General features: G+C 71.2%; 8 protein-coding genes. 4 read left to right on the top strand and 4 right to left on the bottom strand.

The genetic code is table 11. The features are described from left to right. The coding region (locus tag VLI41_RS09980; RefSeq protein ID WP_325267926.1) for a Gfo/Idh/MocA family protein at nucleotides 1-551 on the bottom strand (551 nt) is incomplete at its 3' end. Between the two features lie 111 nt (nucleotides 552-662). On the opposite strand from VLI41_RS09980, the gene VLI41_RS09975 reads away from it, so the two are divergent. Continuing rightward, entirely contained in the window at nucleotides 663-1,664 is a 1,002-nt protein-coding gene (locus tag VLI41_RS09975) for an NADP-dependent oxidoreductase (RefSeq protein WP_325267925.1), read from the top strand. On the opposite strand, the gene VLI41_RS09970 is transcribed toward VLI41_RS09975, so the two are convergent. Further along, the gene (locus tag VLI41_RS09970; RefSeq protein ID WP_325267924.1) at nucleotides 1,661-2,566 is read right to left on the bottom strand and encodes a haloalkane dehalogenase; all 906 of its coding nucleotides are present in this window, start codon (nucleotides 2,564-2,566) and stop codon (nucleotides 1,661-1,663) included. The two genes, VLI41_RS09975 and VLI41_RS09970, sit on opposite strands and share 4 nt — an antisense overlap. Before the next feature lie 99 nt (nucleotides 2,567-2,665). Between VLI41_RS09970 and VLI41_RS09965 the strand changes: the two genes are divergently transcribed. After that, entirely contained in the window at nucleotides 2,666-3,568 is a 903-nt protein-coding gene (locus VLI41_RS09965) for a cobalamin biosynthesis protein CbiG (RefSeq protein WP_325267923.1), read from the top strand. A 137-nt stretch (nucleotides 3,569-3,705) separates the two neighbouring features. After that, nucleotides 3,706-5,649, top strand: a complete 1,944-nt coding sequence (locus VLI41_RS09960; RefSeq protein ID WP_325267922.1) for a pyrroloquinoline quinone-dependent dehydrogenase — start codon at nucleotides 3,706-3,708, stop codon at nucleotides 5,647-5,649. Here VLI41_RS09960 and VLI41_RS09955 read toward each other — a convergent pair. Then, nucleotides 5,646-7,022: an MATE family efflux transporter gene (locus VLI41_RS09955; RefSeq protein WP_325267921.1), complete on the bottom strand. Its 1,377-nt coding sequence runs from the start codon at nucleotides 7,020-7,022 to the stop codon at nucleotides 5,646-5,648. The genes VLI41_RS09960 and VLI41_RS09955 overlap by 4 nt on opposite strands. A 170-nt stretch (nucleotides 7,023-7,192) precedes the next feature. Between VLI41_RS09955 and VLI41_RS09950 the strand changes: the two genes are divergently transcribed. Next, nucleotides 7,193-7,687: a DUF4188 domain-containing protein gene (locus VLI41_RS09950; RefSeq protein WP_325267920.1), complete on the top strand. Its 495-nt coding sequence runs from the start codon at nucleotides 7,193-7,195 to the stop codon at nucleotides 7,685-7,687. On the opposite strand, the gene VLI41_RS09945 is transcribed toward VLI41_RS09950, so the two are convergent. Further along, a partial coding sequence (locus VLI41_RS09945) for a hypothetical protein (protein WP_325267919.1) occupies nucleotides 7,684-7,890 on the bottom strand: 207 nt, incomplete at its 5' end. The two genes, VLI41_RS09950 and VLI41_RS09945, sit on opposite strands and share 4 nt — an antisense overlap.

Genomic DNA, 7,890 nt, shown 5'->3' with positions numbered 1-7,890 from the left:
CCTTCGGCGGTCACCGGCTCGGCGGCCGAGAGCGTCAGCGCCAGGTCGAGATCGTGGATCATCAGGTCGAGCACCGCCGAGACGTCCTGGCTGCGCTCCGAAGGCGGCCCGTGGCGCAGCGCCTCCAGCAGGATCGGCTGCTCGGGGACGTCCAGCAGGCCCATGGCGCGGAAGGTCACCCGCTCCTGGTGGCCGCAGGCGACGACCAGCCCCTTCGCCTCGGCCGCCGCGCGCACCGTCTCGGCCTCCGCCACGCTGACCGCGATCGGCTTTTCCACATAGACCGGCTTGCCGGCCGCGAGCGCCGCCAGCGCGTGCTCGGCGTGGACGGTCGCAGGCGAGGCCACCGTCACCACGTCGACGGCCTCGAGAAAAGCGTCGATCTCATGGAACGCCCGCCCGCCGAGCGGCAGGGCGAGCTTGGCGGCGCGGTCCGGATGCAGGTCGAGCACGGCCGCGAGCACGACGCCGGGCAGGCGGGCGTACTGGCCCGCGTGATAGCCGCCGAAGACGCCGGCGCCGATCACGCCCGCCCGAAGTGACTCAATCATCGAATGCTCCGAACCCGGGGCGGCCCTAACATGGCCTGCGGCCTCGACGCCACCCGCCCCGCCAAGCTAAACAGCTGTTTGAAGGGCCGAGCCGTCGGCAGGAGAGATCACATGACCACCGTCAAGGAAGTCCGTCTGAAGAGCCGCCCGGTGGGCATGCCGAGCCGGGAGAACTTCGACTTCGCCAGCGTCGAGTTGCGCGATCCCGGCCCCGGCGAGGTGCAGGTGAAGAACCTCTGGATGACCGTCGATCCCTACATGCGCGGCCGGATGAACGACGTGAAGAGCTATGCCCCGCCGTTCGCGCTGGGCGAGGTGATGAACGGCGGCGCCATAGGCCAGGTGGTGAAGTCGAACGATCCCGCCTTCCAGGAAGGCGACCTCGTGCAGTCCCAGAACGGCTGGCGCGAAGCCTTCACCGCGCCCGCCAAGACCGTCCAGAAGCTCGACGCCCGCGGGCTGCCGCCCCAGGCCTTCCTGGGCGTGGCCGGGATGCCGGGGCTGACCGCCTACGCCGGGCTCCTGCGCATCGCGGCGCTGAAGGACGGTGACGTGGTGTTCGTCTCCGGCGCGGCCGGCGCGGTGGGCTCGCTGGTCTGCCAGATCGCCAAGGCCAAGGGCCACAAGGTGATCGGCTCGGCAGGGGGGCCGGAGAAGGTCGCGTTCCTGAAGGGGATCGGCGTCGACCACGCCATCGACTACAAGGCCGAGAAGGACCTCGCCGCGGCCATCCTGGCGGGGAACGCCGAGGGCATCGACGTCTACTTCGACAACGTCGGCGGGCCGCACCTGGAGGCGGCGCTGAACGCGGCCAAGCAGTTCGCCCGCTTCGCCATCTGCGGGATGATCTCGATCTACAACGCCTCGGCCCCGCAACCCGGCCCGTCCAACCTGGCGCTGCTGATCGGCAAGAACCTCCGCATGGAGGGCTTCATCGTCTCGCACCACTTCGACCTGATGCCGAAATTCATCGAGGACCTTTCCGGCTGGGTTCGCGAGGGCAAGGTCAAGTGGCAGGAGACGGTGTTCGAAGGCATCGACAAGGCCCCCGACGCCTTCCTCGGCCTGTTCACCGGCGAGAACGTCGGCAAGATGCTGGTGAAGCTGGGCTAGGCCCCGCCGAAGCTCGCCAGCGCGGCTTCGGCGATCGGGCCGCCCCACTCCTGCAGGAAGTGGCCGCCGTCGGCGACCATCATCGGTTCGGGACAGCCGCGGATGTGGGTGCGGAGCCTGGCCATCACATCCGGGCCGAGCACCGGATCCTGCGCGCCCACGGCCATGAACGTGGGTCCCTCCCATTCGCGCGACCAGAACGCGAGCGCCGCGCGGCTCTCCTCGACGCCCTCCATGCCGGGCTCGGTCATGACCAGCTGCGGGAAGGCGCGGACGCCAGCCATGTAGCTCGGATCGGGAAACGGCGCGCCGTAGGCGGCGGCTTCGGCGTCCGAGAGCATGGGCGCGGCGCGCTTCATCAGGGCGGCGACATCGAATTCGGGGTTCGCGGCGACGTACGCCCGCCAGGCGGCGAACCCAGCGCTGGGCGTCTCGCCGGCCGCCAAGGTGGTGTTCATGACGATCAGCCGCTTCAGCCGGCGCCGGAAGCCCGGGTCCAGCGGCAGGGTGAGCCCGATCAGCCCGCCCCAGTCCTGCACCACCAGGGTGATCTCCTGCAGGTCCAGCCGCTCGACCAGCCGCAGCACATGGTTGCGATGGAAGTGGAAGCCATAGGCCCCCTCCTCGGTAGGCTTGTCGGAGCGGCCGAAGCCGAAGAAGTCCGGCGCCACGACCCGGCCGCCGGCGCCCAGGAACACCGCGGCCATCTTGCGGTAGAGGAAGCTCCAGGTGGGCTCGCCGTGCAGGCACAGGAAGCTCGCGGGCGCATCCTTCGGGCCTTCGTCGATCCACGCCGCGCGCAGGCCTTGGTAACCCGGCAGGTCCTGGGCGTAGTGCGGCGGCCAGGGAAAGTCCGGGAGGTTCGAGAACCGCTCATCGGGGGTGCGCAGGGCCTGGGTCATGCGGCAAGCTAAGACACGGAAGCGGACCGGTTAACACAGCGTGATTGGCCCCCATCCGCTCAAGGTCTAAAACCCCGCGAGCCCAAGCCGGAGCCGCAAGTGCCGCGCCTGTTCAGCGCCTACATCATCGTCGACTGGAGCGCGGCGGCGAAGCCGACCACCGGGGCGGATTCCATCTGGATCGGCGTCCTGAAGCGCGACGTCCGCTTCCGCATGGCCTTCGAGAGCTACAATCCGCCGACCCGCGCCGAGGCGGAGAAGCGCCTCGCCGCCGTGCTCGACGACCTGAAGAAGCGCTCCGAGCGGGCGCTGGTGGGGTTCGATTTCCCGCTGGGCTTCCCGCGCGGCTTTGCGGCGGCGATGAAGCTCACCGCCGAACCCGCCTGGCGCGCCGTCTGGGACCAGCTCGACCGCATGGTCAAGGACAAGGCCGACAACACCAACAACCGCTTCGGCGTGGGCTCGGAGATCAACCGCCGGCTCACGGCCGGCCCCTTCCCGTTCTGGGGCTGCCCGCCGAAGGACGCGCTCACCACCCTGCAGCCGAAGCGGACGCGGCCGCACGGCCCCGACGACCTGCCGGAAATGCGTCATGCGGACCTCGCCGCCAAGGGGGCGGCCTCGATCTGGAAGCTCTACTACAACGGTTCCGTCGGCGGTCAGGCGCTGCTGGGCATCCCTTTCGTGAGGCGGATGAAGCTGACGCGCGGGGACGCCTTGAGGGCGTGGCCGTTCGAGACGGGCTTCAAGCCGCTCACCGAGGCCGACCTCGCGGGCGTCGCGGTGGTTGTCGCCGAGGTCTATCCCTCGCTCCTGAAGCCGGAGGGCGCGCCGGGCGAGGTCAAGGACCTGACCCAGGTGCGGACCACGGCCGAGCATTTCGCCCGCCTCGACGAAGCGGGCCGGCTGGGGGCGCTGTTCGGCCCGCCCAGGGGGACCCCGCCCGACGTGGTGCTGGACGCCGAGCGCGAGGAAGGCTGGATCCTGGGCGCCGGGGCTTGAGCCGCGTCCGCCGTTCGGCCCGCGATCGTCGCCGCTGGTCCCTGGCGGTCCCCGCGGGCCTGCCGCACGTCCCCGCACCCTTGCCGCCGAACGCCGGGCGATCTTCACTGCAGGCCGCATCGAGACGGGGCCGACCCATGAGCTTATCGCCGTTCCTGAGGGCCCTCGCGGCCGCCGCCCTGCTCGCGCTTGGCGGATGCGCCCCGCATGCGCCCAGACCCGTGGCCCGGGCGCCCGACGTGGGCTGGGGCTTCTACGGCGGCGACGCCGGCGGGCAGCGCTTCTCGGCCGCAGCCCAGATCACGCCCGCCAACGTGAAGGACCTCGCCGTCGCCTGGACCTACTCCACCGGAGAGGCGAAGCGGCACGACCTGAAGCACGCCGCCTTCGAGGACACCCCGATCCTGGGCGGCGGGCGGCTCTACATCTGCTCGCAGTTCGACGCGGTCTCGGCGGTGGACCCCGGCACCGGACGCCAGCTCTGGCAGTTCGACCCGAAGGTCGATCCCAAGGTGCGCTACCCCAACGAGTTCACCTGTCGCGGCGTCACCTACTGGCGCGATGCGAGCGTCACCGACAACGTCCGCTGCTCCGAGCGGGTCTATGTCGGCACCGTCGACCGCCGGCTGATCGCGCTGGATGCGGCGACCGGCGCGCCCTGCGCCGGCTTCGGGCGGAACGGCGTGGTCGACGTCGGCGAGGGCGTCATGCTGACGCGCGCCGGCCAGATGCAGATCACCTCTCCCCCCGTGGTCGTGAACGGCACGCTCATCGTGGGCTCCTCGCTGGACGACAACCAGCGGGTCCGCGAGGTCTCCGGCGCGGTCAGGGCCTATGACGCGCGGACCGGCGCGCCCAAGTGGAGCTTCGATCCGCTGGCGGGCTCCGCGCCGGGCAACGTGGCCGGCGCAGCCAACGCCTGGGCGCCGATGTCGGTGGACCCGGCGCGCGGCTGGGTGTTCGTGCCGACCACCAATCCGAGCCCCGACTTCTACGGCGGCCTGCGCAAGGGGCCGGACGGCCAGGCCAACTCCGTGGTGGCGCTGGACGCCGCCACCGGGCGCGTGGTCTGGAGCTTCCAGACCACCCACCACGACCTCTGGGACTACGACATCCCCGCCCAGCCGACCCTGGCGGACGTCGCCTATGGCGGCCGGATGACGCCGGCGGTCATCCAGGGCACCAAGCAGGGCCTGATCTTCACCCTGGCGCGCGACACCGGCGCGCCGGTGATCCCGGTCGACGAGCGGCCGGTCCCGCAGGCGGGCGCCGCGCCCGGCGAGCAGCTGTCGCCGACCCAGCCGTTCCCGCGCGCGCCGCGGCCGCTGTCGCCCAGCGCCATCAAGCCCGCCGACGCCTTCGGGCTGACGCCCTGGGACCGCAACCACTGCAAGAAGGAGATCGCGGCCGCGCGCTTCGAGGGCATGTACACGCCGCCTTCGCTGCAGGGCAGCCTCGTCTATCCCTTCACCGGCGGCGGGGTGAACTGGGGCGGGCTCGCCTTCGACGCCGGCCGCCAGCTGGTGTTCGTCAACACATCCAACGCGATCCACAAGGTGACGCTGATCCCCGCCAAGGACGTCCCCCGCGCGCAGCGGCGCGAGCGCGACAAGGAGATCTCGCCGCAGACCGGCGCGCCCTACGGCATGAAGCGAGAGGTGGTGTTCTCGCCGATCGGCATGCCCTGCAACCCGCCGCCGTGGGGCCAGCTGCACGCCATCGACATGCGCACCGGCCGGGTGGTCTGGGAGGTCCCGCTGGGCACTACGCGCGACCTCGCGCCGGGCTCGCAGTTCTTCCTGCACAACACCGGCACGCCCAACTTCGGCGCCCCGATCGCCACCGCCTCCGGCGTCGTCTTCATCGGCGCGGCGATGGACAACTACCTGCGCGCCTTCGATGCGGCCAATGGGAAGGAGCTCTGGCGCGGCCGGCTGCCCGGCGGCGGCCAGGCGACGCCGATGACCTACGTCTGGCACGGTCGGCAGTACGTGGTCATCGCCGCCGGCGGCCACGCCAAGTCCGGCACCAAACGCGGCGACAAGGTGGTGGCCTTCGCCCTGCCCGGCCCGCTTCGCTAGAGCGCGTTGCGGCTCAGGCTCCAGAAGCGCGCCAGGAGCAGCCCCGCCGAGACGAAGCTCGCGGCGATCACCGCCCAGGAGATCCCGATGATGCCCAGGCGCATCGGGATCGCCAGGAACCAGGCCAGCGGCATCATGACCAGAATGTAGCTCGTCAGGTGCGTGCCGCTGGGCAGCCAGACGTCGCCGCGGGCGCGCAGCGCCTGGGCCGCCACCACCTGCAGGGCGTCCGGCAGGAACATCAGGGTGGCGAGCGCCAGCGCCGGGGCGGCCATCGCCAGGGTCGCAGCATTGCGCGTATAGCCGCCGCCGATCAGCGCCGCGTTCGGCCAGACGCCCAAGGTCGCCGCCACGCCGAACGCCGCGGTGACGGTGAAGGCCACCGCTCCGGCCCGGTGCACGCCCGGCCCGTCGCGCGCCCCATAAGCCCGGCCGACCAGCACGGCCGCGCCGGTCGCGAGACCCAGCGGGACCATGAAGACGATCGCGGCCACGTTCAGCACGATGGTCCAGGCCGCGACCGCCAGCCCGCCCATCCAGCCGGCGATGATGTTGAGGCTCGCGAACGAGGCCACCTCGAAGAAGTTGGACGCGCCCGCACCGAAGCCGATCCGCCGCTGCTCGGCCTCCGCCGCGCGGTCCCGTTCGGGCTTTCTGAAGACGCCCAGCGCGCGCGCCTGCGGCATCAGGCCGATGTAGGCGAGCGTCGCCACGGCGAGGAAGCTGCGGGCCAGCGTCGTCGCCCAGGCGCCGCCCATCGCGCCCAAGGCCGGCAGGCCGAAGCCGCCCGGCACCAGGATGAGGTCCACGGCCAGGTTCACCGCGTTCGCGCCCCACATGATCCAGGCCGCGGGCCCCGGCTTCGAGAGCCCCTCCAGCCAGGAGGCGGCGGCGACGCTCAGGGTGAAGCCCGGGAATGACAGGCAGAAGATCCGCAAGACCGGCGAGGCGCCGTCGGCGAGGTCCTTGGGCAGGCCGACGGCGTGCAGGAACGGCGGTCCCGCAAAGAACAGGAAGACGGCGGAGACCACGCCGATCCAGAGGCCATAGGCGAGCCCGCGCCGCAGCACGGCCCCGGTCAGGTCGCGCCGTCCCTCACCGATCACCCGCGCGGTCATCACCTGCACGCCGGTGAGCAGGCCCATGCCCATGGTGATCACGACGCTGGTCGGCGCCCAGGCCAACGCGTGGTAGCCGAGCTGCGTCGCCGAATAGCGGCCCACGATCACTGCATCCGTCAGGCCCATGGCCATGACGCCCAGCCGCGCCACGACCACCGGCCCCGACAGCTTCAGGAGCCGGGCCAGATCGCGTCGGACAGGATGCTCGCGCCCTCCGGCAAGGAAGGGCGCCTGGGCCGCGGGACGGTCCATGGCGACGCCTGTTTTGTCAAAGAAGCCGCGGACCCTGACGGAACCCGCCCCGCTCCGCAAGGCCGGCTGCGCGCGGCGAGGCGGAATCGTCCGGCGCACCGCAGAACGGCGCTGTATCCATTTTTTAGAATACAGTGTATATTGATGCGGGCTGCAGGGAGGGGAGGGCCATGGCCGAGATCGACCAGGCGCGGATGTGCGGCGAGCTCGAGGGCGAGTTCGTGGTGTTCCTGATCGGGGCGCGGCTGGCCAAGCCGTGGAAGGTCTGGAAGTGGTGGCCGGTGGTCAGGGCGATGATCGCCATGCGCCAGGAGCTTGCGGCGCACCCCGAGCTCGGGTTGCTCCACGCCCAGGACTTCAACGCCTTCCCCGACGCCATGGCCGTCCAGTACTGGCGCTCGTTCGAGCACCTGGAAGCCTACGCCCGCGCCCGCGACCACAACCACCTGCCCGCCTGGCGGAGCTTCTACAAGACCGTCGGCATGGATGGGGATGTCGGCATCTGGCACGAGACCTATCTGGTCGCGCCGGGCCGCTACGAGGCGATCTACGGCGGCATGCCGCCGTTCGGCCTGGGCCTGGCCGGCAAGCTGGTGGACGCCGTCGGCGCCAAGCAGGAAGCCCGCCAGCGGATCAAGGCCTCGGAAGTCGCCAAGGCCGCCTAAGGGCGCCTGGCCCAGTAGATCGGCGTCAGCATGTGACGGATGACGCGGCCGCCGAAGTCGGCGGCGGCGATCTCCTGCAGCCGGTCGAGGATGCGCTCGCGCTCCTCGGCGGGCCTGGCCTGCATCTCGGAATAGGTGGCGTAGAGCGCCCGCACGCCCGGCGGATCGAGCACCAGGGTCCAGCGCATCTCCTCGTAGTGCGG

The organism is Phenylobacterium sp. (genome assembly GCF_035475775.1).
Taxonomy (GTDB): domain Bacteria; phylum Pseudomonadota; class Alphaproteobacteria; order Caulobacterales; family Caulobacteraceae; genus Phenylobacterium.
Note: the sequence above shows the minus strand (reverse complement) of the source record. Positions and strands in the feature narration are given on the sequence as shown.